Below are 24620 nucleotides of genomic sequence, written 5' to 3' on the forward strand. Positions count from 1 at the left end.
GAGAATGGATCGATGAGTGAAAAAAACAATACAGCAGTTCAAGAAAGTATCCCTCCTATGGGGATACGAATGATTGCTCGAGAATTTAAAAAAGATAAAATCGCTATTTTTTCATTAGGTTTGCTAGTGGTTTTATTATTAGTGATTTTTATCGGTGCGATGCTGACCGATCAAGATAAAGTGATGTATGTTAGTATTTTTGACAAATATGCTGCCCCAGGAGCAGTTTCGACACAAGGACAAAAGTTCATTCTGGGAGCAGATGAAGGCGGACGTGATGTATTAGGTCAATTGATCATAGGTGCTAGAAACTCTGTCACGATCGGATTTGCGATCACGATCCTTACTTCGATCATCGGGGTTGGATTAGGGATCATCTCTGGCTACTACGGAGGGATCATTGACAACATCTTGATGCGAATTGTTGATTTTATCATGATTCTACCGATTATGTTGATCATCATCGTCTTCGTTTCGATTATTTCCAGATACAATGTCTGGTCCTTTATTTTCATCATGAGTGCATTTTATTGGGTAGCTAAAGCCCGATTATTCCGAAGCAAGACATTATCTGAAGCAAGAAGAGATTATGTCAGTGCCTCAAAAACAATGGGAACAAGTGATTTTAAAATCATGTTCCGCGAAATTATGCCGAATCTAAGTTCATTGATCATTACGAACTTGACAATGAACTTTGCGGCAAACATCGGTATCGAGACAACTTTGACTTTCTTAGGTTTCGGTTTGCCGGCAAATGTACCTAGTTTAGGTACACTGATCGGTTATGCAAGTAATGGAGAAGTCTTAGTGAATCGGCAATGGATCTGGTTACCCGCATCAATCCTCATTTTAGTTTTGATGTTGAGTATCAATTATGTTGGACAGGCATTCAAGCGTTCTGCAGATGCACGCCAACGGTTAGGCTAGTTATAGAAGCGAAGGGGGAAATAGGAATGAAGAAAACGATTTTTGGATTTGCAACGCTGATGTCTGCTGTTGTTCTTGCAGCATGCGGGGGCGGAGGTACAGATACTTCTGGAAATAACTCTGGAGGCAACAGCAATAACAAAGAGGAATTAACTTTTCCAATCGCAACAAAAAACAATGATGATGCAATCGAAGACGGTGAATTAGAAGCTGCGGTCGCAACGGACAGTCAGTTCAAAGGATTGTTCCAGTGGGAGTTTTATCAAGATTCTTTTGATGCAGCTTTCATGGCTCCTTCTCATGAAGCGTTATTTGCAAGTAACGATGATTTCCGAATCACCGATGATGGAGCAGCTACGCTTGACCTAGATCAAGATACGAAGAAAGCAACAATCAAAATAAAAGACAATGTCAAATGGTCAGATGGTGAAGACGTAACAGCTGATGACGTGATTTTCCCATATGAGATCATCGGTCATAAAGATTACACTGGTATCCGATACGACGATACGTTCCGTAATATCGTAGGGATGGAAGAGTATCATGATGGAAGTGCCGATACGATCTCTGGTATCAAAAAAGTGGATGACAAAACAGTTGAGATCGAATATAAAGATGTAAACCCAAGCATGCTGCAAGCTGGTGGCGGGATTTGGTCTTATGCAGCACCGAAACATACATTGGAAGGTATAGCAATCAAAGATATGGAATCTAGCGATCAAGTACGTAAAAACCCAGTAACTTTCGGACCGTACTACATGAGCAACATCGTAGCTGGAGAATCTGTGGAATACTTGCCAAATGAGCATTACTGGAATGGTACGCCTAAACTGAAAAAAATCACGATGAAATCTGTACCAACAGCCAGTGCAACTGAAGCATTGAACTCTAAATTATACGATATGATTTTCCAAATGCCAACAGACACATATGATACGTATAAAGAAATTTCCGGCTATACAAATTTAGGTCGTGAACAAACATCTTATACTTATCTAGGATTTAAACTAGGTAAATGGAACGCGGAAACAAAGAGTGTAGAATACAACCCGGATTCAAAAATGGCAGATAAATCATTACGTCAAGCAATGGGCTATGCTTTAGACAATGATGCAGTAGGCGAACGTTTCTATGCAGGATTAAGAAGCAATGCCACTTCATTGATCCCTCCAGTATTCCAATCTTATCATGATGATGAATTGAAAGGATTCACGCAAGATTTAGACAAAGCGAAAAAACTATTGGATGATGCCGGCTACAAAGATGTGGACGACGATGGGTTAAGAGAAGACAAAGATGGAAACAAATTAACCATCAACTTTGCTTCGATGTCTGGTGGAGAAACAGCGCAACCATTGGCAGATTACTATATCCAACAATGGAAAGAAATCGGTTTGGATGTCCAATACACAACAGGTCGTCTGATTGAATTCAACTCTTTCTACGATAAATTAGAAAACGATGATCCTGAAATCGATGTTTACCAAGCTGCTTGGAATACAGGAACTGATCCAAATCCAAGTGGACTATGGGGACCGAATGCAGCATTCAACTACACTCGTTATGAATCAGAAGAAAATACAAAATTGATCAACGATATCAGTTCAAGCCAAGCATTTGATGAAGACTATTTGAAAAAAGCCTATCAAAAATGGCAACAGTATGCGTTTGAAGAAGCATTTGCGATTCCAACGTTGTTCCGTAACGAAGTATTGCCAGTGAACGACCGCGTCAAAGACTGGGATTGGTCTTATGATGTACCAAACCCATGGGCAAATGTTTCTGTTACAGCAGATTCACGTTCATAATCAATAAAAATGACCGAAAAAGGGCGATGTCCTTTTTCGGTTTTTTTAATTATCGTTATTTTTGATAGCAAATAAAAATAAATGTAGTTTTTTAAAACTTTATTTTAAAAACACGTTGATCATAAATGTGTTATTATATATAATTTAAATAGATTTTAAAGAAGAAAAATGTATAAAATATGCGTTATTTAATTTAAGTTGAATAAAAATTATTGTTATTTTAAATTGATGGGAATTTTTCGTGTAGTTAATAAAAGAGAAGGTTCACACTTATCTCTTTTTAAAATAAAAAAAGGGGGACCGAACGACTGTCGCCTTTGCTTGTTCAAGTATGTTTCAATAGTCACTCGTGAGACACCTTAGGCACTCAAAAAAGGGAGCGGATACAAATGAAGAGAAATGTGAAAAAGATGATAGCAAGTTCATGTACACTTATTGCCTTGAGCAGCTGGATCGCACCAATCAATGCCGTTAGTGCGGCTGATCCAGCCGCTTCTTTCTTCTAAACGATGAAAAAAATCTATCGCTTCTTTTTTCTATTCACAGTCACCAGTTTTTTTATATGCTATTTCTTTTGCTGGAACCGAAATGATCAAATCAGCGATTCCAGAAATCCATTCATCGATCATCATCGAAGCAGCGAGTGGTGAAGAAAATCAGCAGGAAATGTACCAGACGATTACTTGACCTTGGTCTCAAAAGAGGAGCAGAAAATCAAAGAATCCCTCGAAAAATTTCAGGTAGACCATTTGATAGACAAAAAATATTTCTCTTAAGCGGAGGAGAACAGCAGCGAGTTGCTCTTGCTCGTTTATTTTTGAAAGAACCAAAGATCATCTTTGCAGATGAGCCAACAGCCTCTCTTGATCAAAAGAACAAAGGAATCGTCCTTCAAGCATTACAAGAACTGAATGCAAAAGGAGCTACGGTCCTTGTGGTCACCCATGATCCAACATTGGCAGCAGAATTCGATTATGTGTTGGACATGAATGAATGGAAGAAATCAATCCAATAAACCTTATTTATGTGTTCATTCTGTTGGTTTTATCTGATAGTTTACCAGTGATTGGACTGTTTTTTTCAATCGTTTTATTGAAAAGTCATCAGCCAAAGATTCACCCACGATGGATAAAATGGTGTGTGTTCATTTCGCTCCTTTTTCAAGTGTTACTAACGGTGTTTCTTCTATTGAGCATTCATGTTTCAGAGGTTCAGCTAGGACCCGTCCAAGAAGTCATTGAAAACATACGAGAATAAGGGATTGTACAAAAAAAGGAATGTGACAATAGTCGTGTCACATCCTTTTTTTGTATGAACAGTGTTCAATCAGCTATTCCACGGTATTCGTTCAAGAAACGGCAAAATATGAGAAGCTGTCTTTTTGTTTATTTCTCTAATACTCCGAACTAAACGGCTTTTTCACAACCTCTCGTCAATCACTAGGATTATTAAAGCTTTACTTACCTTTTACCCGAACCATTTCAAATTTAACAAAAAACCAGTATAATAAGGAAGTATCGAAAAAATATCCATAAAAGGAATGTGGAAAATGGACAACCAGCTGACAAAAGAACTAAAAGAAAATTATAACATCGTTTTTCACGATCTAAATTTGCTTGAACAAGCTTTTACCCATTCATCCTATGTGAATGAGCATCGCAATCTGCAATTATCGGATAATGAACGACTTGAATTTTTAGGAGATGCCGTTTTAGAATTGATGGTTTCTCAGTATTTATTCCGTTTATATCCTCATTTGCCAGAAGGAAAATTGACAAAAACACGAGCAGCGATCGTTCGCGAAGACAGCTTATCGAAATTTGCCAAAGAATGTCACTTTGATCAATATGTTCTGTTGGGCAAGGGAGAAGAGAATTCAGGAGGACGTACGCGACCAGCATTGCTTTGCGACCTATTCGAAGCTTTTTTAGGCGCGTTATATCTTGACCAAGGATTCGACACGACCCATGCGTTCATCGAAAAAGTGATTTTTCCTAAAGTCAAAGCAGGTGCTTTTTCACATGAGATGGATCATAAAACAAAATTGCAAGAAGTCTTGCAAAAATCAGGTGATGTATCGATCGAATACCGATTGATCAATGAAGAAGGTCCAGCTCATGAACGAGTATTTTGGATCGAAGTTTACGTAGATGATCAATTGATTGGCACTGGACAAGGAAAATCGAAAAAATTAGCAGAACAAGCTGCGGCGGAAAATGCATTGGCAGCACTGTAAAAGTAAGTGAGGGAAAGCTTTGTATTTGAAACGAATTGAAATAGCCGGTTTTAAATCATTTGCAGACAAGACAGTCATTGATTTTGAAAACAGCGTCACAGCAGTGGTTGGACCAAATGGCAGCGGAAAAAGCAATATTACAGAAGCTATCCGCTGGGTATTAGGAGAACAATCTGCTAAAAGTTTGCGAGGCGGAAAAATGCCGGATATCATCTTTGCCGGTTCCGATACCCGTAAGCAGCTGAATATTGCAGAAGTCACAGTGATTTTAGACAATAGTGATCATTATCTGCCATTGGAGTACAATGAGATCAGTGTAACCCGCCGTTATCGACGGACTGGGGAAAGCGAGTTTTTCATCAATAAACAAAGCTGCAGATTAAAAGATATCCAAGAATTGTTCTTAGATTCTGGATTAGGAAAAGAATCGTTCTCAATCATTTCTCAAGGAAAAGTAGAAGCGATTTTCAGTAGTAAACCGGAAGACCGTCGTGGGATCTTTGAAGAAGCAGCTGGTGTGTTGAAATACAAGCAGCGGAAAAAGAAAGCAGAACAAAAGCTTTTTGAAACAGAAGACAACCTCAGCCGCGTCCAAGACATCATCCATGAATTGGAAGAACAGTTAACTCCTTTGGCCGCTCAGAGTGAGGCAGCAAAGGAGTTTTTACGGCTAAAAGAAACACTGACTCAAACCGATGTTTCTTTGATGGTTGCTGAAATCAAGACAGCAAAAAAAGATTGGGACAACAAACAAGCACAGCTTGCGAAATTCAATCTAGAATTAGGCAAACTATCTGAGTCGATCCAAGAACAAGAATCCATTTTGGCGAAGCAGCGTAAAGAAAATGCGCAAGCCGACCGTCTGATTGAAAAAAATCAGCAAGTATTATTAGATCTTTCGGAAAAACTGAAGCAGACAGAAGGACAAAAAGATGTTTTGCAGGAGCGGACAAAGCATACACAAAAAAGCTCGCAAGAATATCAAACTTCATTAGCAGAAGCACAAAAAAAGGTTAAACATTTTGAAAAGCTTCAAGAAAGCTTGATGAAAGAAGCAGCAGAAAAAGAAACAGAGATCCAAAAAGCTGAAGCAAATCTCATAAAAACACAGCAAGAATTAGAAAAATACCAAAAATCAACGAAAGAATTATTGGCAGAATTAAGAGATCAATATGTTGATTTGATGCAAGAACAAGCAGCTGTAGGAAACGAACTGAAGTATCTGGAACGTCAATATGTACAAGAAACAGCAAAAAGCAAGCAGACGTTAGCCAAGCAATCGGAAGTAGAAGCATCAGTAGATCGATTGATCTTACAAAAAGAAGAATTGACACAAAAGCAGGCGCAGCTAAAATCATCTTTAACTGAAACAAAAGAGAAGTTAGAACTGATCCAACGAAACGGGAAAAAGTTCCAAGAAGCATTAGCAAAAGAACAGCCTAAAATGTATCAATTGATGAATCAAGTCCAGCAGCTGCGTGCTCGTCAGAAAAGCCTTCAAGAAATCCAAGAAAACTATTTTGGTTTTTACCAAGGCGTTCGATTGGTCTTGCAGCATAAACAGCAGCTTTCCGGTATTGTCGGAGCAGTGGCTGAACTGATCGACGTCCCTGCAGATTTCACGTTAGCCATTGAAACAGCTTTAGGTGGAGCAGCTCAACATGTCATCGTTGAAAATGAAAAAGATGCTCGGCAAGCCATCACGTATTTGAAACAGCAAAGAGGAGGAAGAGCAACATTCCTTCCGCTGACGACAATCAAACCAAGACAGTTACCAGCTCATATATTGACACAAGCAGCAGCTATAGAAGGGTTTATAGGGATTGCCAGTGAACAAGTTGCTTATCCTGATCAAATTCAAACAGTGGTTCAAAACCTGTTAGGAACGATCCTTTTAGCAAAAGACTTAACTAGTGCCAATGCGATCGCGCAAACGATCCGCTATCAATACCGAGTGGTTTCCTTAGAAGGCGACGTGATGAATGCCGGAGGATCCATGACAGGTGGAGCGAACAAACGAGGAAACCAAGGCAGTTTGTTTGTACAAAACCAAGAATTGAAACAGTTGACTAGTGAATTCGAAGAAGCAGATAAGCAACTCCAAGTGCAAGAAAAGAAAGTTCAGGAGCTGCAGCAAGAAACAGCTCGTTTAGCCGAAGAACAAGAAGTTTTGCGTACACGAGGCGAACAATTACGTTTCGAAGAACAAGAAGCGACAAATCAGTTGCAAAACATCATAAACGAACTTGAACGTTTTGAAAAAGAAAAGCAAATCTCAACTTTTGAGACACGTGAGCTACAGCAGTTTATCGAAGATTACGAAAAACAAACGAACGAGTTGAAAGACAAACAAACAGATCTTGAAACGCAACGTCAACAAATCGACGAAGAGATCAAATCTTTAAGTCAAGAAAGTGACCAGATGGAAGCCAGAAGAGCACAAGTGCAAAGTCAAAAAGCACAAGAACAAGCAGATCTTGCTGTCTTGAAAGAGCAGTTTAATCATCTGCAGATCCAGCTCCGCGGTGCCCGGGTCCAAAAAGCAGAGGCAATCGAACGTCAAGAAGCGATAGAAAAACAGTTGGCGACATTGACAGCAGACTTTTCTGATCATGAAGTCACAGAAGAAAGTTTGGAAAAACAAATTGACGAATTATCTGCTCAGCGAGAAACATTGAAAGCTGAGTTGGCAAAAGCCAAAGAGCAGCGAGATAGAAGGCAGAGGGAAATCGATGAGCTTGAAGCAGTCTTGGCAGAGCGTAATCGTGAGCAAAAAGCACGACTGTCGGAACAATCCAAATTAGAAGTCCAAAAAGACCGAGCTGAAATGATTTTAGATAATCATTTGACCTATCTGCAGTCAGAATATCAGCTGACATTTGAGAAAGCTTCCCATGACTATCAAGAAATAACCGATATCGAAGACAGCAGAATAAAGGTTGCCTCCTTAAAAGAACAAATTGAAAAGCTAGGACCAGTAAACTTAAATTCAATCGAACAATACGAACAAGTCAGTGAAAGACATACCTTCTTAGCAACACAGCGAGATGATCTGTTAGCAGCGAAAAACCAGTTGTTTGAAACGATGGATGAGATGGATGATGAAGTGCGGACAAGATTCAAAGAAGTATTTGAAGCTATCCGTCAAGAATTCAAAATTGTCTTTCCTAATATGTTTGGCGGCGGTAAAGCTGAATTAGTATTGACAGAACCAACGGATCTGCTGAAAACAGGTATTGAGATTGAAGTACAACCTCCTGGCAAGAAACTGCAAAGTTTAAGTTTGCTTTCCGGAGGAGAACGAGCACTTACAGCCATTGCGCTGCTCTTTTCTATTATCCGTGTCTGTCCTGTTCCATTTTGTATCTTAGATGAGGTAGAAGCAGCGTTAGATGAAGCAAATGTGAAACGTTTTGGTCGTTACTTAAGCGACTTCCAAGATGACACACAATTTATCGTAGTCACACACCGCAAAGGAACGATGGTCGCAGCAGATGTACTGTACGGAGTGACGATGCAGGAATCCGGTGTATCAAAAATCGTTTCTGTACGGATGGAAGATATCAATGAAGAGGCGAAAATCAACGAAACGAAAGTGTAGGAACGAAAATGATCAAATTAGTAGCAATCGATTTGGATGGTACATTATTAAATGAACAAAAGCTGATTTCAGATGAGAATAAACAAGCATTAGCACAAGCAAAACAGCAAGGGGTCAAGATCGTTCTATGTACAGGACGCCCCTTAGCTGCAATGGCGCATTATCTGCAAGAATTAGGGCTGGTAGATGAGGGTGATTACAGCATCACTTTCAACGGCGGTTTGGTACAAAAAAACGATACTGGTGAAATCATGGAAAAGAAAGTGATGGAAGTATCAGATATCCAACGCTTATACAAATTGGCTCAGCAATTGGATCTGCCACTAGATGTTTTGTCTGACAATGTGGTTTTACAGCTGCCTAGTGCCCCAAGAAAGCAATCCTTGTACAATGTGTTGAATAAGCTGCTGCAATTCCAACCAGCGGATATAAGCGATATTACAGATGAATTTGTGCTTAATAAGGCAGTAATCGCTTATGACCAAGAAGAATTAGATCCTAAAATCAAAGAAATACCAGCAGAATTCCATGAAATGTATGAGATCATCAAAACGAGAAGTATGCTTTTGGAATTTATGCCAAAAGGTGTCACAAAAGCTTATGGTATTTCTTTATTGGCAAAAGATCTTGGTTTGAAACAAGAAGAAATCATGGCAATCGGTGATGAAGAAAATGATTTACCGATGATCCAATACGCTGGTCTAGGCGTAGCGATGGAGAATGCTGTGCCTTTCGTCAAAGAAGCAGCAGATTTTGTGACAGCCAGCAATGAAGAAAATGGCGTAGCCAAAGTGATCCAAAAATTTGTATTAGAGTAGGGGGGAGTCAAATGGGATTTTTTGATAAAATCAAGCGTGCTTTTACTGGCGAAGAGAAAACGGAAGAAGTTGAAGTACAGGAGAAGTACGACAAGGGTTTAGAAAAGACGCGTAAAACATTTGGTGAACGGATGAATGAGCTGTTTGCCAATTTTCGAACAGTCGATGAAGACTTTTTTGAAGAATTAGAAGAAACACTTATCGGGGCAGATGTAGGTTTTGAAACAGCGATACGAATCACCGAAGCGTTACGTCAAGAAGTGAAACTCAGAAATGCGAAAAAATCGGCAGAAGTCCAAAATGCGATCATCGAGAAACTTGTGGATCTCTATGAAGCGGAAGGAATCAATGAAGTAAATGAACTAAATATCCAAGAAGACGGACTAACAGTTATTTTGTTTGTCGGCGTCAATGGTGTAGGGAAAACAACAAGTATTGGTAAACTTGCCCATCAGTTCAAAAACGAAGGTAAAAAAGTATTGATGGCAGCAGCAGATACCTTCCGTGCTGGAGCAATCGACCAATTAGTTGTCTGGGGCGAACGCGCTGGTGTTGAAGTTGTTCGTGGCAATGCAGGCGGCGATCCAGCAGCTGTCGTATTCGATGCTTTGGAAAGAGCAAAGACAGAGCAGGCAGATGTTTTACTAGTTGATACTGCAGGCCGACTGCAAAATAAAGTGAACTTGATGAACGAACTAGAAAAAATAAAACGAGTAATCCAGCGGGAATTACCAGAAGCACCCCAAGAAACACTACTTGTATTAGATGCAACAACTGGTCAAAACGCGATGGTTCAAGCAAAACAATTCAAAGAAACAACAGATGTGACCGGTCTTGTTTTGACAAAATTAGATGGTACAGCAAAAGGCGGTATCGTACTTGCTATCCGTAATGAATTGCATTTACCAGTGAAATTGGTTGGGTTGGGTGAAGGCATCGATGACTTGGAGCCGTTTGATCCAAACGATTTTGTCGTTGGATTATTCAAAGGATTGCTAAAAGAAGAATAACCTATGTCTAAAAAGCAGGAGCTGTGACAAAAGTTGCAGCTCCTTGTTTGAATGATTGTTTTTAACATAGCTGTGTTTTTGATGCCTTCATTTTTATACTTATTTGTAAGCGGTTCTCAAACAATTTCGTTCTTTTTCTTAGACTTTTTGATTATAATTAGATTCATATGAATTGGAGGTCACTTAATGATGAATTTTAAGCAATTATTATTGCATGACAATGCGCGCCCTTTTATCGACCAAGCTCGATTTGGTATAGAACGGGAAGGACAGCGGGTTGATCTTGCAGGAAATCTAGCAAAAACCGATCATCCAGCAATCTTTGGCGATCGATCTTATCACCCCTATATCCAAACAGATTTTAGCGAAACACAAACAGAGATGATCACCCCTGTTACCGATTCTATTCCCGAATTATTTCAGTATCTGGCTGCTGTTTATGATGTGACTGCTCGTTCTATACCGAAAGAAGAGATGATCTGGCCATTAAGTATGCCACCTGCCTTACCGGAAAAAGACGAAGAAATCATTATTGCAAAATTAAAAAATTTCGAAGATGTCTTGTATCGACGTTATTTAGCAAAAGAATACGGGAAGCGAAAACAAATGGTAAGCGGCATCCATTTCAATTTTGAATTTGGTGACGAATTGTTAAGAACATTGTTCAGCCATCAGGAAGAATTTCAGGATTTTTCTGAATTCAAAACAGAACTTTATTTGAAAACAGCGAGAAATTTTTTACGCTATCGCTGGATGATCACTTATTTATTTGGTGCTTCACCGATGAGTGAGAAGAACTATTTTATAAATGAATCACACCCGCAAGAACCTGTTCGCAGTATTCGAAACAGTGCGCTAGGCTACACGAATCATCCAAATGTGAAAGTTTCCTATGCTTCCATGAAACAGTATTTAGCAGATATTGAGCGAATGATCGAAGAAGGGAAACTTTCGGAGGAGAAAGAATTTTATACACCGCTTCGTTTCCGAGGCGGAAAGAAAGTCGCAGATCTGGCAAAAACAGGCGTTCGTTATATTGAATTGCGGAATATCGATCTGAACCCTTACGCAAGGCTGGGAATCAATCCGGAACAAGTTCGTTTCTTACAATTATTCCTGATGTATATGCTATGGACAGAAGAAAAAGAAGACAGTGACCAATGGGTGGCAGAAGGTACGACTCGAAATAACAAAGTAGCACTAGAACAACCATCACATCAGACTGAATTTCATCAAGAAGGTAAAGAAATCCTTGAAGGGATGAAGCAAATGCTGGTTGAATTGGATTGGTTGGATTCTCTTTATTTAGTGGAGGATGCATTGACACAAATGGATCATCCCGAACAAACGTTAGCAGCGAAACTCTATCAAGAAGCACAGCTATCGAGCCAGCAAGAAGTTGCTGTGGCATTGGGGCATCAATATTATAAAGAAAGTCATGAACGTCCCTATCAGTTGGCCGGTTTTCGCGAAATGGAACTTTCTACTCAGATATTTATGTTCGATGCCATCCAAAAAGGTGTCCAAGTCAAAGTATTAGATGAGTCGGATCAATTTTTGCGTCTGCAATTCCAAGACCATGTAGAATATGTGAAAAATGCAAACATGACAAGTAAGGACAGCTATATCGTTCCGCTTATCATGGAAAACAAAACAGTAACGAAAAAAGTTTTAAAAGAAACTGGGTTCCGAGTACCAGGAGGCGCAGAATTTTCATCCATGGAAGAAGCCGTAAAAGCTTATCCAAGATTTGCCGATCAGGCCTTTGTGATCAAACCTAAGTCCACAAATTACGGGTTAGGTATCACGATTTTCAAGGAAGGGGCTGATCTGGAGGATTATCAAGCAGGATTGGCGATTGCTTTTCGTGAAGACAGCTCGGTTTTAGTAGAAGAATTTATGCCGGGAACGGAATATCGTTTCTTTGTAATTGATGGAGAAGTCCAAGCCATCATGTTGCGAGTCCCTGCTAATGTTATTGGTGACGGTATCCGAACAGTGAAAGAACTTGTTGAAGAAAAAAATAGTGACCCTTTGCGTGGAACGAATCATCGTGCACCGTTGGAATTGATCCAATTAGGCGAATTAGAACAATTGATGTTGAAAGAACAAGGGTTAACGATCGAATCAGTTCCCCAAGCCAATCAAATTGTTTATCTAAGGGAGAACTCAAATATCAGTACGGGCGGTGATTCGATCGATATGACGGATGAATTTTCTGAAGCTTACAAAAAAATCGCCGTTTCTGCGGTAGAAGCACTAGGAGCTAAAATCAGTGGTATTGATTTGATCATACCAGATAAAGAAATCGATCCTACAACCGATAAAAAAGCATACGGGATCATCGAAGCAAATTTCAATCCAGCGATGCATATGCATGTTTATCCTTTTGCAGGAAAAGGCAGAAGATTGACGATGAATGTATTGAAATTGTTATATCCTGAAGTATTTTAAACGAAAAAGCTTTTGACAGATTGTCCTATTTGATGTCAATCTGTTCAAAAGCTTTTTTGCATGTAAAAATTTATGTGTTTTTTCGTTTTAAAATAAACGATTCCAGAAGCTTTTTTTCTTTTTTGGTTTTTCTTTTTCAGCTGGCGAAGAGTTTTCTTCTGGGTATTTTTTTTCGATATCGATCACAGGTTCATTTACTGCTTCTTTTGCTGTTAAGAGCAATCCGAATTCCTCAGGATTTGCAGTGACGTGATCGTTGACTACAGTGAAACGGCTATTGTTTTTCGTTGCTAGCTGGATATATTGGTTTTGGACAGAAAGGGGTAGAGCCCCATTCAAGAGTATGGAAGCATCTGGATGTTTTTTGAGTTCTTTTAAAAAGTTCTCTTTGTTTTTTGGTTGGATCATTTCAGCAACAGTCATACTAAGATAGCAGCGTTCCCTGAATGTCCCTAAATATTTATGCTGTTCTTCAGGGTTCACTAAAGGTGTACCATAAAGTCCCTTATCCAAATGGCTTTTTACATCATCTTGTGCCATAAAAAATACCCTCCTTCTTCTCTTTGTCTTTCTTACGATTATAGCATATTCCCAATAATACCTAAAACATATGAAAAAGCGGTTGCTTTTGTTCAACGATTCACTTAAAATAAGAATGAAAATCATTCTCAATTAGAAAGGTGGATTGGATGCGCTACGGACGACTAGTAGCATTATTAGTTATTTTAAGTAGTATTTCATTGTTCATCGGAGTATCGAATGTACAATTGTCAGAACTGCTCCAGTTAGATGGGCAAAGCTTACAAATCTTGCTAGCGACTCGTTTGCCGCGAACGATTTGTTTGATCCTTGTGGGAGCGACCAGTAGTATTTGTGGGTTGATTATGCAACATTTGACCCAAAATAAATTTGTTTCACCGACGACTGCGGGCACGATGGATAGTGCGCGTTTAGGTATTTTAGTGGCCATGATTTTCCTACCTGGTGCATCCTTGATCGTCCGATCCTTGACTGCATTTTGCTTTGCTTTCGCAGGAACATTGCTTTTTTTATCCCTTACGCGATTGTTCTCCCAGAAAAATCAATTGATGCTTCCGTTGATTGGGGTCATGTTAGGGAATATCATTGGTTCAGTTGCTACTTTTTTTGCTTATCAATTCCAGTTGGTACAAAATATGACTTCATGGCTTCAAGGGAATTTTGCGACTGTGATACGAGGAAATTATGAGTTATTGTATGCTGTTGTTCCATTGTTGTTCTTGGTTTGGCTATTTGCTTACCGATTTACGATCATTGGTCTGGGCGAATCGTTTGCAGTAAATTTGGGAATAGATTACCAGAAGATGCAGCTTTTAGGTATTGGCTTGGTTTCATTGGCTAGTGCAGTCATGTTGATCATGGTAGGAAGCATTCCTTTTATCGGAGTGATCATTCCGAATCTTGTCTCTAAAATATATGGAGATCAAGTGCACAAAATCATTGGCGTAACTGCTTTAGCAGGTAGTTTGTTCTTAGTATTTTGCGATCTTGTCGCTCGTGTGTTGATTTTTCCTTATGAAATACCAGTCAGTGTGATCGTTGGAATCATCGGTGGGGCTATCTTCCTTTATCTTCTGATAAGGGGGCGACGATATGCTTAAAAAGCCGTCTATTTTTATTGGTATGCTTGTTCTAGTTCTATTTGTTACGGGAGTGTACTTGACGATCCATACATATGGAAACTGGCATTTTGCGTGGGCATTGAGGAGTAAGAAAATTTTTGCATTTATCCTTGTCTCGCTAGCTGTCAGCAGTGCTACGATCAGCTTTCAGACAATTACGCATAACCAGTTTTTGACTCCTTCCGTATTGGGACTTGAGTCGTTATATGTCCTTGTCCAAACGGTCCTTTTCTTCTTTATCGGAGGAGTGACGATGCTTCAGCAGACAGGTACAGGTTTTTTCTTATTGAACGTTGGGCTGATGGTCGGGTTGAGTCTGTTGTTATTTTTCTTTCTTTTGAAAAAAATGAAAGCAAATCTTTTTTTGTTACTGATGTCAGGGATGATTTTAGGCACGCTTTTTGGTAGTGTCAGTACCTTTTTACAAGTCATCATGGATCCGAATGAATATGATTTGCTTCAAGGGAGATTATTTGCAAGTTTTGGCAATATCCAAAGCCAGTATCTTTTGCCTGCTTCTTTGATCATTATCGGCTGCTGGTTCCTGTTATTTCGATATCGACATGTGCTAGACGTTTTCCATCTTGGGAATGAACAAGCTGTAAACCTTGGGATAGACACAGATCGTTTTGAATTTTTGATTTTATGTTGTGTCAGTCTTTTGACAGGGACATCAACGGCTCTTGTGGGTCCAGTTACTTTTTTAGGGTTTATTGTCGCAAATGTCAGTTACCGTGTATTTTCTACTTATCGTCATGGTCAGCTATTTATCGGAAGCTTTCTGGTAGCTATGCTGTTTCTGACAGGCGGACAGCTCGCAGTAGAGCAGATTTTCGGCTGGAATACAACAGTGAGTGTCGTTGTTGAATTTGTCGGAGGAATTTATTTTGTCACAAAATTGATTCGCGAAAGGAAGAGTATCTTATGATCGATTTACAAAAGGTCAATAAACTGTACCATGGAAAATCAGTGGTCAAAGATGTACAGTTAACGATTCCTGAAAAGAAGTTGACTGCTTTTATCGGTCCAAATGGTGCTGGAAAGTCAACGGTGTTGTCGATGATCAGTCGTTTGATACCAAAAGATACAGGTGAAATCTATTTAGACCATAACGAAGTAAAGGCTTGGAAATCCAATGAATTAGCCAAAAAATTATCGATCCTACGACAATCGAATGAAATAAATGTCCAAATTACTGTGAAAGAATTAGTAGAATTTGGACGATTTCCTTATACGAAAGGAAAATTGACGACAAAAGATCAAAAAATCGTTCAGGAATCACTGGAACACCTCGGGTTAGAAGAAATAGCAGATCAATCGATTGACACTCTTTCAGGAGGTCAACTCCAACGTGCGTATATTGCAATGGTACTAGCGCAAGACACGGATTATATTTTACTGGATGAACCTTTGAACAATCTAGATATGAATTTTGCTGTTCAAATCATGCAGATCTTAAAAAAGTTAGTACAAGAAATTGGGAAAACGATTGTTATCGTTCTTCATGATATCAACTTTGCTGCAAGTTATGCAGACGAGATTGTTGCAATGAAAGATGGACAGTTATTTACGCAAGGAACGACCCAAGAAATGATAAAAAAAGATGTATTGGATGAATTGTACGAAATGGACATACGGATTTGTGAGATTGAAGGCCGCAGATTCTGTCTTTATTTCTAAAACTAACATTAGGAGAGAAGAGATGAAAAAATTAGTAGTAGGTATCTTGATTCTAGCATCATTTGGTTTAGCAGCATGTGGAAATAGTAACAACACCAGTCAGGCAGATACAAAGAAAAGCAGTACGCAAGCTGAAACAGCATTAACGATAAAAGACAGTAATGGCGATCAAATCGAGGTGCCAAAGAATCCTGAAAAAGTCGTCGTATTCGACAATGGTTCTTTAGATACGATGGATGCTCTTGGTGTTGGAGATAAGGTAGTTGGAGCAGCTACGAGCAGCCTTCCTGAGTATCTTTCCTCCTATAAAAAAGTGGAATCAGCAGGTGGGATCAAAGAACCAGACTTAGAAAAAATCAATCAGCTTCAGCCAGATCTGATCATCATTTCTGGCCGGCAAAGAGATTTTCAAAAAGATCTAAGTCAAATCGCTCCGACTATTTTCCTTTCTTTAGATGCGAAAAAGCCATGGGAATCTTTCCAGCAAAATGTCACTACTTTAGGGGAAATCTTTGGGAAGCAAGAAGAAGCCAAAACTCAATTAGAGGAATTATCCAATGCAATCGATCAGACGAAAAAGAAAGCAGAAGCGTCTGATAAAAAAGCACTAGTCACACTTGTGAATGAAGGGCAATTGTCAGCCTACGGATCAGGTTCTAGATTTGGTTTCATCCATGATTTATTTGGCTTTGAACAAACGGATGATCAAATCGAAGCATCCACTCACGGTCAAAGTGTTTCTTATGAATATGTGCTAGAAAAAAATCCGGATATCTTATTTGTGGTAGACCGAACAAAAGCTATTGGTGGAGACGACAGCAAAGATGATATTTCTGCCAATGAACTGGTAGCACAAACGAATGCTGGTAAAAATCAGCAGATCATCTCCCTTGAACCAGATGTCTGGTATTTAAGCGGGGGCGGTTTAGAGTCAATGAAACTGATGATCGAAGATGTGGATCAAGCATTTAAGTAGAATCAAAAATAATCGAAAAAATTGAACCTACCGCTAAAAGTTAGATTTTCCAGCTAACTTTTAGCGGTAGGTTTTTATGTGTTTGGGAAATCTTTTTTCTTTAATACACAGGTTAAAGCGCTAATTTCACAACCTTTATTCACGCATGTGTCTCAGCAAGCGGCTGATAGTTGATGATCTGCATTTTTCGATAAAAATCGGCAGGAAGCTTACTCCAACGTTTTAATAATTGATAGAAATAACTTTCTTCTGCTTTGATCTTATACTCGCTTAATATCAATCCAAAACTATTCGTTTGTTTTGCAGCTAATTTTTTATAGATATCCAATGCTTTTGTTTTATCTTCATTGACAAAAAGTGTTTTTACTTCAATATAAGAACCCTCGATGTTTTGTGTTTCTTCGATAAAATAGATACTTTTTATATATTCTTTCATAGTGATTCCTCCAAAGAAGTCTTTTTATTTGATAAGTTTACTTTACCGAAGAGTTGTTAATAATCCGTGAACAAAAAGTTATTCTTTTTCCAATAGTTATTAAGGGATGTTTATTTTTTAGAATATACTTTGTTATTTAAGGAATGGATAAGGTTGGACAAATAACAGGTTGCTTTTTGGAGCCTGCTTCGCTATAGTAGAGAAAAAATAACGAAAGAAGCGGATTTAGATGGGAGAAGAAATTAAAACAGACCTTGTACTGGCAGAAAATCAATGGATAGAAACAGAACGACTTATTTTACGACCCGTCACTTTAGCAGATATAGAGGATGTATATGAATATGCAAGTGATGAGGTAACGACACGGTTCCTCTTTCCCGCAAACCAATCATTAGCAGAAACAAGAGCAACTATTGCTACATCCTTTATAAAGGATCCTTTAGGAAAATATGGTATAGAACTAAAAAAATCAGGTAAACTGATCGGAACGACAGATATCCGTGTGAATGACCACAATGGGACTGCCGAAATCGGTTATGCGCTCAATTCTGCCTATTGGGGAAATGGCTATATGCCTGAAGCTACCGCTGCTTTGCTGAAACTAGGTTTCGAAAAATTAGATCTTGTAAGGATCTTTGCTACCCATGACGTGAGAAATTCCAATTCGGGGCGGGTAATGGAGAAGTTACATATGAAAAAAGAAGGATTGATCCCAGATGCTGAGCGAAGAAATGGCGAAGTGGTTTCTTTAGTGATAAGAGGAATCACAAAATCCGAATGGTTGGCTCTCCAACAAACAGGAAACAGCTAAAACCAGACAAATTAGTTGCATCTGATGAATAAAGTGATTATTCTATGACGTGAGGTGATACAGATGAAATTAGAAGTGACAAAAGAAGCACAAGAAGTATTGAAAAATAAATTAGAAGCAGATGATCAACTTTTATTAGATATCGAAAACGGCGACGGTCCATTTGCAGAAAGCCAAGTCAGTTGCCAATTAGACACGGCATTTCGATTGATCATTGTTAAAAAAGATACACAAACAGATCTAAGTCTTTATTCTGTAGTGGCTGATACACCAGTTGGACCAATCAAAATTAAAGACAGTGCAATACTTTACATGGATGATCCATCAACACTTGCTTTAGAACCAACTTACAATAGTTTACAATTAAAAGGACCAAGCGGTTTGAAAAAAGGCAACTTGCAAGTTGTTCGAAAAGACTAGAGGGATAAAATGGGAAAATTGGCGATCATCAGCGACTTACATGTGGACATCAATAAATTCGGCGAATCAGAGCTGATGCAGCTTTGGCAAGTTTTGCAAAAGCACAAGATCACTCGGCTTCATCTAGCCGGAGATACGGCCAATAAAGTAGATCGATGCCTAGCTGTTGTCGAATTTTTCGTCAATAAAGGATTATCTACGACCTTTCATTTCGGCAATCACGAGTTGGCAGATGTGACCAATGAACAGATGATGGACCATTTTCCAGACCCACATTTTTTAAATGAACGGTATATTGCTTTAAATGAGCAGACCGTTCTTTTAGGGATGAATGGCTGGTACGACTATCAGTTTTCCGAATTGAAAGATTACGATGCAATCGTACGAATGAAACGTTTGTATTGGTATGATCGGTTCATCCAGCGTGGGAAAACAGATCTCGAGGTCAATGCAGAAATGCTTGCAGCTGCAAAAAATTTGCTAGACCAGTTGGAAGCAAAAAAGCTTGAGGTCATCTTATCCACTCATTTCGTCCCTAAACGAGCATTTATCGTGTATCAATCTGCTCCTTATGAGCGTTGGAACAAATTAAGTGCGTTTTTAGGATCAGAATCATTCGGAAAATTACTAGACCATTACTCAAATATCAAGCAAGTAGTTTTTGGTCATACGCATCGGCGGTTCGAAGATCAGTTGATCCATGGAGCAATTTATAGTTGTCGACCATTCGGTTATTATTATGAATGGCAACTGACTCGTGATTTTGTTTTGAAAGAACAGTTGTTAGACAGCTATGATCCTATGAAATTACGTGTACTCTTGCGTGCCCATCATCCAGCTTTCCAGCACTATCAAATACAACATTTGCAAGAGGAATTTGAACAAGCGATGACGATCATTTCGTATTGAGACAGCATTAGCGATGTGTAAAAGAAAATCCCTGTTAAATATAAGGATAAGTAAGAGCAGTAGATCCATTTATCGTGGATATGCTGCTTTTTTGCTGTGGAGAATAGTTAGCGAATGTTTATTTGATCAATTGATTCATAACATAGGGAGTACTAGATGCAAGCGTTTATTCTTTTTTTATCTGATACTGTCAAAAAATAATATAATATGTATTTTTTATTTACTTATAATAACTATTGATTGCAGTCTTGACAGTCAAGTCATATTTGATGGATGGGGGTGTGAGACGTACAAATGATTTTAAAGACTATGACAGCTATAGTTCTAATTTTAATTGCATCAAGCGGCAATAGAAAAATAAGAATCAAAACGGACTGATAATCACCTAACAACTAATCGACATATATGAGCAGACACGGGACGATATTCTTCTCTCTCATAAGTTCCGTAAAGCAAACATGTGCTATGGATCGATTGTATATTTATTAAAAAAAGAAAGAGGGATGGCAATGATGAAAAAAGAAACTATATTAGTAGCAACGATGTTATTCAGTATGGCAGTAAGTGCGACTTTTGTCTCTGCAGCTGAAGTATACCCAAAGGAATATAACACAGACGGAACGATCACATTTGAAGCAGGAGATGAGGGAATAACTCCTCCAGTTGATCCGGAAGATCCTGATCCCAACGTCCCTGTCGATCCAGTAGACCCTCCAAGTCCTGGAACAGGAGGAGCATTATCGATTGATTATGGATCAAAATTCAAATTTGGGACTCAAAAAATTTCTACTGCAGATAAAACGTATTATGCATCTGCTGATGAAATGACTGATGGTTCTAAAAAACCGACATATGTCCAAGTGACAGATAAAAGAGGAACACTATCTGGGTGGAAATTAAGTGTAGCCCAACCAGAACAATTTAAAACTGCCAGTGGGGACGAACTAGTTGGAGCACAGCTGAAGTTTACGAAAGGACAGGCTGTTTCTTTGGTTGATCCAACATATACACCTGAAACGGTCAATTCTGAATTAACGCTGACACCAGGAGGAAATAATACGTTAGCAATCAATGCTAAATCAGGAACAGGTGTGGGGACTTGGGTCTATCGATTTGGTGCGAATGAAAATGAAAATAAAGATGCGGTACAGCTTTCGGTACCTGGTACATCGGTCAAGTTAGCACAACAATATTCTACTAAATTAGTTTGGACATTAGAAGATACACCTAATAACTAGTTTACTTGCGAGAACAGTTCATCTGGGAATTCAACGATCAGGAGGAAAAGATATAGTGAAAAAGAGAAGAATCGCGCTCATTTTAAGCAGTCTATTAGCGACTAATATCTTTCCGATTATAGGGTATTCTTTGGAATCGAATCAGTTGGTGAATGATAATAGAAGAGTCGAAGAAAGCAAAGAGGCTTCGACACTCGATCGTTTAACAGAATCCAGCCAGATCCAAGAAAGCAGTGAGAATTCAAGTACTACTGACAGTAAAGAGACCACTGACAAAGAAGAATCTGAAGAGTTAATCAAACAGCCATTAGAGAATGCCGCGACTTATCGAGTGGGGCTGCCTAATGATCCCAATATTATTTCTATTGATAAGATTTTTCAACAACCTATCGGCACCAGCACATCCATATTGGAAAACGGGAAGCTATTGCAACTGAATCCAGCAGAGAGGTCTCAAAGAGGAGCTATTTGGTCAAACAATAAAATCGATTTACGCTCAGATTTTACATTTAAATGTTATTTATATTTAGGAAATCAACGAGATAAAGCAGGAGATGGTATGACTTTTACATTGACTGGTGATTCTAGAATGGCTAATGATCCCAGTCAAGTTATCGGTTCCCCAGGTATGGGAATTGGTTCTTATTCGACTCGATCAGGACAGCCTTATGTCGCAAATGCACTCTCGATTGAGTTCGACACATATAAAAATAGTGGCTCTTCTGATCGAATGGATCGTGAAATAACTGCCGATAATAAGGGACATGGACATGTCGCCTTTGTCACTCCTAAACCAAATAACAACAATTATTCCGGAGAGCATACTGGCGTAACAATAGCACCTACCTTTCTCTCTGATGGTACATGGCGTACATTAATCATTCAATGGGACGCGTCTCAAAGAAGTCTCACCTATGATCTGGAAGGTGTCGGTCGCTCTTCTCACATTGTACCTGATCTCATCAGTCAATTCGGTTCTACAGAAGTAAATTGGGGATTTACTTCTTCAACAGGTACATTTTTTCAAGAAAACGCTATCGCGATGACACAACTTCCATCTAATGTGTCATCATCAGTTGATGTAAAAGTCAATGATAGTGATTATGGGGGCATCGCTGAAGTTGAAAGAAACGATAAGATAACTATCAGAAATACATTGAAAGTTACTGGGAATTTTCTTGAAGATAAGAAATTGGAGACTAGTATAGACCTACCACAAGAATTAAATATTCCTGAGCGTATCTTGATCAACGGAAATCAAGTTGATGCCAAAGATATCCTGATAACAGGAAACCGAGTCACACTCAATCTAGGAGATTATTTTGTTCTTGGAGATACATTGATTATTGAGTTGGAAACAGACTTGCAAGAAGTCATTCCCGAAAAGATACTGACTATGCACTTTGAATATCTTGAGAATGCAAAGTTAATTGAGCAGTCAAATGATATCAGTCTGACGATTGCGAAGCTGAAGGAAATAGATGTCCATGTTTATTATAAAGAGAATGAGAGTCAAAATGATCTCGCAGAAATGAAAACAATCACTGGAAAAATCGGAGAGAATTATAAAGAAGTTCCTATTGATATTGAGGGATATGTTTTTGACTCTGATTCAGCGAATACAGAAGGTGTCTTTTCCGAAAATACAGCGGATATCTATTTTTATTACAGAAAAGGAAAGCTTTATCTTTCAGCGGCTCCTCAGTATGTAGATTTTGGGCAACATAAAATATCCAATAAACCATTAAGTGTATTTGGGCAATTTTCAGGTGGATTGAAAATCATGGATGAACGGGCTTCTGGAGGTTGGATATTACAATTTAAACAAGAAAAAGTTCTTACAAATGGAACGTTTGAACTCCCGGAAGCTCTTTCGTTTGTTACTTCTGAAGAGACAACGGTTATAGGGTCATCTGCTGTTACGATTTTTGAAAGTGACCAAAAAGGCGAAAGTGATTTGTCTGCTATTTTAGATTCTACATCTCAACATGGAATCAGAATAGATATTCCTGTAGAAAATCAAAGGATTGGAACATTTGAGGGGAAACTATCCTGGATTCTTGCAGATGTTCCAGAAAATTAATAAAAAGAGAAGATGAGGACAAAAGCATGGTTCACCAAGGACAACAGGAACCATAAATACTTATTTCCTGCACAGCTTAAAATGGCAGAGACACGCTTTTGTTCCCGTCTTTTCTTACATATGATGAAAGGAGCGATTTTCTTGAAACCAAAACAGCAATTATTTATAACACTCCTAGTTATTATAGGGACACTTTTTAACCAGTTACCAGTGACAGCTAGTGCATTCAATTTTTCGGTGACGCCAATAACTTCAGAGAATCAGATCGATAAAAGAAAAACTTATTTCGATCTCCAACTTGTTCCAGATCAGGAAGTAGAATTAAAAGCAGAATTGAGAAATGATACGGAAAAAGAAGTGAAAATCGACATTTCTGTGAATAGCGCAACGACTAATTCAAACGTAATGGTTGAATATGGAAAAAATGAGATTGAAAAAGACGAAAGTCTAATCTTTGATCTGATTGACTATGTGAGTTACCCAGAGACAGTGACACTGGAACCTAAAAGCGTTCAAACCGTGGTTTTTCATGCCAAGATGCCAAAAGATCGATTCGATGGTGTATTGGCTGGTGGAATCACATTCAAAGAAATTGTGACGGAAAAGGATCAAACAGAAAACAAGGATCAAAGCTTATCGATTGAGAATGAATACGCCTATACTGTTGCCTTGTTAATGCGACAGACACTGAATGAAGTTGCTCCTAACCTAGTACTCCATGAAGTTAAACCTGATCAAATCAATGCAAGAAATGTCATTTTAGCAAACGTCCAAAATGATCAAAAAACCTATATCAATCAAGTAGTTATTGAAACAAAAATTACAAAAAAAGGACATTCTGAAGTTTTATATCAGGAGGAAAAAGAAGGATTGCAGATTGCGCCGAATACAAACTTTTCTTTTCCAACAGCTTTGAATGGTCAGCCACTAACTCCAGGCGAATATCATCTCACAATGACCATTCTAGGAAATGAAAATGAAAACGGAAAATTCTCAAGAAAAAAAGAAAATACCACCATCAACTATACCGACCAATGGATATTTGAAAAAAGTGTTTATGATAGACGGGAAAGAAGCCAAGGAATTGAATACGAAAGATGTGACGATTAAAAAGGCCAATAATTGGATCTACATCTTGGAAGCGCTGATTTTCTTGTTGTTCGTTTTAATACTTATCCTTTGGTTTATTTTGAGAAAGAAAGAAGAGAAAGAAAAGTAAAATCAAAATAACAAATAATAGTTTTTCCTTATTGCGTGATATTTAAGTCCTTTTTCGATAGTATAAAATGCTTTTGTATTAGCGTAGATGCCTATAAGTAAATGATATAATCATTATAACTGGTATAACAGCAAGAATGGTCAATAAACGGATCCTCCAGGTTGTGTAGCGTACAGTTGGGACGATGCAGAAGAAGGGATAGTAGCAGTGAAGGAATGGAAACAGCAATATACGTAGAAAGAGCTGATGGCTAATGAATTATGAGTTTTTTTAAGCAAGGAAGATTATAGAAGTTATTCATTTATGATTTGTCAAATTAAGCTAGAATAAAAT

19 protein-coding genes and 1 pseudogene are annotated in these 24620 nt (G+C 38.5%); 18 read left to right on the top strand and 2 right to left on the bottom strand.

Annotated elements, in window-relative coordinates; all coding sequences use genetic code 11:
• The first annotated feature begins 12 nt into the window (after positions 1–12).
• From HMPREF2731_RS06670 to gshAB, 8 genes are all read left to right on the top strand, one after another.
• Positions 13–927 carry an ABC transporter permease gene (locus HMPREF2731_RS06670; RefSeq protein WP_002290475.1) on the top strand — a complete coding sequence of 305 codons (915 nt, stop codon included), beginning with the start codon at positions 13–15 and terminating at the stop codon, positions 925–927.
• A gap of 26 nt (positions 928–953) precedes the next feature.
• Positions 954–2735 carry an oligopeptide ABC transporter substrate-binding protein gene (locus HMPREF2731_RS06675; RefSeq protein ID WP_070872613.1) on the top strand — a complete coding sequence of 594 codons (1782 nt, stop codon included), beginning with the start codon at positions 954–956 and terminating at the stop codon, positions 2733–2735.
• 646 nt (positions 2736–3381) lie between these two features.
• Positions 3382–3750, top strand: a complete 369-nt coding sequence (locus HMPREF2731_RS06680) for an ATP-binding cassette domain-containing protein (RefSeq protein WP_002290478.1) — start codon at positions 3382–3384, stop codon at positions 3748–3750.
• A gap of 534 nt (positions 3751–4284) precedes the next feature.
• A complete protein-coding gene (gene rnc / locus HMPREF2731_RS06685; RefSeq protein ID WP_002287896.1) occupies positions 4285–4971 on the top strand; it encodes a ribonuclease III in 687 nt (228 codons plus the stop codon).
• Between the two features lie 19 nt (positions 4972–4990).
• A complete protein-coding gene (gene smc / locus HMPREF2731_RS06690; protein WP_002290480.1) occupies positions 4991–8572 on the top strand; it encodes a chromosome segregation protein SMC in 3582 nt (1193 codons plus the stop codon).
• Between the two features lie 8 nt (positions 8573–8580).
• On the top strand, positions 8581–9390 hold the full coding sequence (locus HMPREF2731_RS06695; RefSeq protein ID WP_002287898.1) for a Cof-type HAD-IIB family hydrolase: 810 nt from the start codon (positions 8581–8583) through the stop codon (positions 9388–9390).
• 11 nt (positions 9391–9401) lie between these two features.
• Entirely contained in the window at positions 9402–10400 is a 999-nt protein-coding gene (gene ftsY / locus HMPREF2731_RS06700; RefSeq protein WP_002287900.1) for a signal recognition particle-docking protein FtsY, read from the top strand.
• 186 nt (positions 10401–10586) lie between these two features.
• The gene (gene gshAB, locus HMPREF2731_RS06705) at positions 10587–12854 is read left to right on the top strand and encodes a bifunctional glutamate--cysteine ligase GshA/glutathione synthetase GshB (RefSeq protein ID WP_002290482.1); all 2268 of its coding nucleotides are present in this window, start codon (positions 10587–10589) and stop codon (positions 12852–12854) included.
• A gap of 87 nt (positions 12855–12941) precedes the next feature.
• Here gshAB and HMPREF2731_RS06710 read toward each other — a convergent pair whose 3' ends face one another.
• On the bottom strand, positions 12942–13394 hold the full coding sequence (locus tag HMPREF2731_RS06710; RefSeq protein ID WP_002290483.1) for a YueI family protein: 453 nt from the start codon (positions 13392–13394) through the stop codon (positions 12942–12944).
• Between the two features lie 149 nt (positions 13395–13543).
• Here HMPREF2731_RS06710 and HMPREF2731_RS06715 point away from each other — a divergent pair, with 149 nt between their 5' ends.
• From HMPREF2731_RS06715 to HMPREF2731_RS06730, 4 genes are read left to right on the top strand one after another with little or no spacing between them, the layout of a single operon-like run.
• On the top strand, positions 13544–14494 hold the full coding sequence (locus tag HMPREF2731_RS06715) for an ABC transporter permease (RefSeq protein ID WP_002290484.1): 951 nt from the start codon (positions 13544–13546) through the stop codon (positions 14492–14494).
• Positions 14487–15443, top strand: coding sequence for an iron chelate uptake ABC transporter family permease subunit (locus tag HMPREF2731_RS06720; protein ID WP_002290485.1), 957 nt, complete (start codon positions 14487–14489; stop codon positions 15441–15443). Before HMPREF2731_RS06715 ends, HMPREF2731_RS06720 begins: the two co-directional genes overlap by 8 nt.
• The gene (locus HMPREF2731_RS06725) at positions 15440–16195 is read left to right on the top strand and encodes an iron ABC transporter ATP-binding protein (protein WP_002290486.1); all 756 of its coding nucleotides are present in this window, start codon (positions 15440–15442) and stop codon (positions 16193–16195) included. The genes HMPREF2731_RS06720 and HMPREF2731_RS06725 overlap by 4 nt, the downstream gene beginning before the upstream one ends.
• 22 nt (positions 16196–16217) lie before the next feature.
• On the top strand, positions 16218–17171 hold the full coding sequence (locus HMPREF2731_RS06730; RefSeq protein WP_002290487.1) for a siderophore ABC transporter substrate-binding protein: 954 nt from the start codon (positions 16218–16220) through the stop codon (positions 17169–17171).
• Positions 17172–17310: 139 nt separating this feature from the next.
• On the opposite strand, the gene HMPREF2731_RS06735 is transcribed toward HMPREF2731_RS06730, so the two are convergent.
• On the bottom strand, positions 17311–17607 hold the full coding sequence (locus HMPREF2731_RS06735) for a hypothetical protein (RefSeq protein WP_002290488.1): 297 nt from the start codon (positions 17605–17607) through the stop codon (positions 17311–17313).
• A 229-nt stretch (positions 17608–17836) separates the two neighbouring features.
• Between HMPREF2731_RS06735 and HMPREF2731_RS06740 the strand changes: the two genes are divergently transcribed.
• The 6 genes and pseudogenes from HMPREF2731_RS06740 to HMPREF2731_RS06765 all read left to right on the top strand — a co-directional run bounded on the left by HMPREF2731_RS06740 (position 17837) and on the right by HMPREF2731_RS06765 (position 24287).
• Entirely contained in the window at positions 17837–18418 is a 582-nt protein-coding gene (locus tag HMPREF2731_RS06740; protein ID WP_070872614.1) for a GNAT family N-acetyltransferase, read from the top strand.
• Positions 18419–18481: 63 nt separating this feature from the next.
• A complete protein-coding gene (locus HMPREF2731_RS06745) occupies positions 18482–18838 on the top strand; it encodes an iron-sulfur cluster biosynthesis family protein (RefSeq protein WP_002290491.1) in 357 nt (118 codons plus the stop codon).
• Between the two features lie 9 nt (positions 18839–18847).
• Positions 18848–19747, top strand: a complete 900-nt coding sequence (locus HMPREF2731_RS06750) for a metallophosphoesterase (RefSeq protein ID WP_070872616.1) — start codon at positions 18848–18850, stop codon at positions 19745–19747.
• A 512-nt stretch (positions 19748–20259) separates the two neighbouring features.
• Entirely contained in the window at positions 20260–20985 is a 726-nt protein-coding gene (locus HMPREF2731_RS06755) for a WxL domain-containing protein (protein ID WP_025477444.1), read from the top strand.
• A 55-nt stretch (positions 20986–21040) separates the two neighbouring features.
• A complete protein-coding gene (locus tag HMPREF2731_RS06760; RefSeq protein WP_070872618.1) occupies positions 21041–23068 on the top strand; it encodes a lectin-like domain-containing protein in 2028 nt (675 codons plus the stop codon).
• Positions 23069–23188: 120 nt separating this feature from the next.
• Positions 23189–24287, top strand: a pseudogene (locus HMPREF2731_RS06765) (DUF916 and DUF3324 domain-containing protein).
• Positions 24288–24620: the final 333 nt, after the last annotated feature.

The organism is Enterococcus sp. HMSC072F02, from assembly GCF_001837725.1.
Lineage (GTDB): Bacteria > Bacillota > Bacilli > Lactobacillales > Enterococcaceae > Enterococcus_B > Enterococcus_B lactis.

Coding starts and splice junctions, on each gene's coding strand:
- HMPREF2731_RS06670 (WP_002290475.1), top strand. CDS start 13: ATGAGTGAAAAAAACAATACAGCAGTTCAAGAAAGTATCCCTCCTATG.
- HMPREF2731_RS06675 (WP_070872613.1), top strand. CDS start 954: ATGAAGAAAACGATTTTTGGATTTGCAACGCTGATGTCTGCTGTTGTT.
- rnc (WP_002287896.1), top strand. CDS start 4,285: ATGGACAACCAGCTGACAAAAGAACTAAAAGAAAATTATAACATCGTT.
- HMPREF2731_RS06695 (WP_002287898.1), top strand. CDS start 8,581: ATGATCAAATTAGTAGCAATCGATTTGGATGGTACATTATTAAATGAA.
- ftsY (WP_002287900.1), top strand. CDS start 9,402: ATGGGATTTTTTGATAAAATCAAGCGTGCTTTTACTGGCGAAGAGAAA.
- gshAB (WP_002290482.1), top strand. CDS start 10,587: ATGATGAATTTTAAGCAATTATTATTGCATGACAATGCGCGCCCTTTT.
- HMPREF2731_RS06710 (WP_002290483.1), bottom strand. CDS start 13,394: ATGGCACAAGATGATGTAAAAAGCCATTTGGATAAGGGACTTTATGGT.
- HMPREF2731_RS06715 (WP_002290484.1), top strand. CDS start 13,544: ATGCGCTACGGACGACTAGTAGCATTATTAGTTATTTTAAGTAGTATT.
- HMPREF2731_RS06720 (WP_002290485.1), top strand. CDS start 14,487: ATGCTTAAAAAGCCGTCTATTTTTATTGGTATGCTTGTTCTAGTTCTA.
- HMPREF2731_RS06725 (WP_002290486.1), top strand. CDS start 15,440: ATGATCGATTTACAAAAGGTCAATAAACTGTACCATGGAAAATCAGTG.
- HMPREF2731_RS06730 (WP_002290487.1), top strand. CDS start 16,218: ATGAAAAAATTAGTAGTAGGTATCTTGATTCTAGCATCATTTGGTTTA.
- HMPREF2731_RS06735 (WP_002290488.1), bottom strand. CDS start 17,607: ATGAAAGAATATATAAAAAGTATCTATTTTATCGAAGAAACACAAAAC.
- HMPREF2731_RS06740 (WP_070872614.1), top strand. CDS start 17,837: ATGGGAGAAGAAATTAAAACAGACCTTGTACTGGCAGAAAATCAATGG.
- HMPREF2731_RS06745 (WP_002290491.1), top strand. CDS start 18,482: ATGAAATTAGAAGTGACAAAAGAAGCACAAGAAGTATTGAAAAATAAA.
- HMPREF2731_RS06750 (WP_070872616.1), top strand. CDS start 18,848: ATGGGAAAATTGGCGATCATCAGCGACTTACATGTGGACATCAATAAA.
- HMPREF2731_RS06755 (WP_025477444.1), top strand. CDS start 20,260: ATGAAAAAAGAAACTATATTAGTAGCAACGATGTTATTCAGTATGGCA.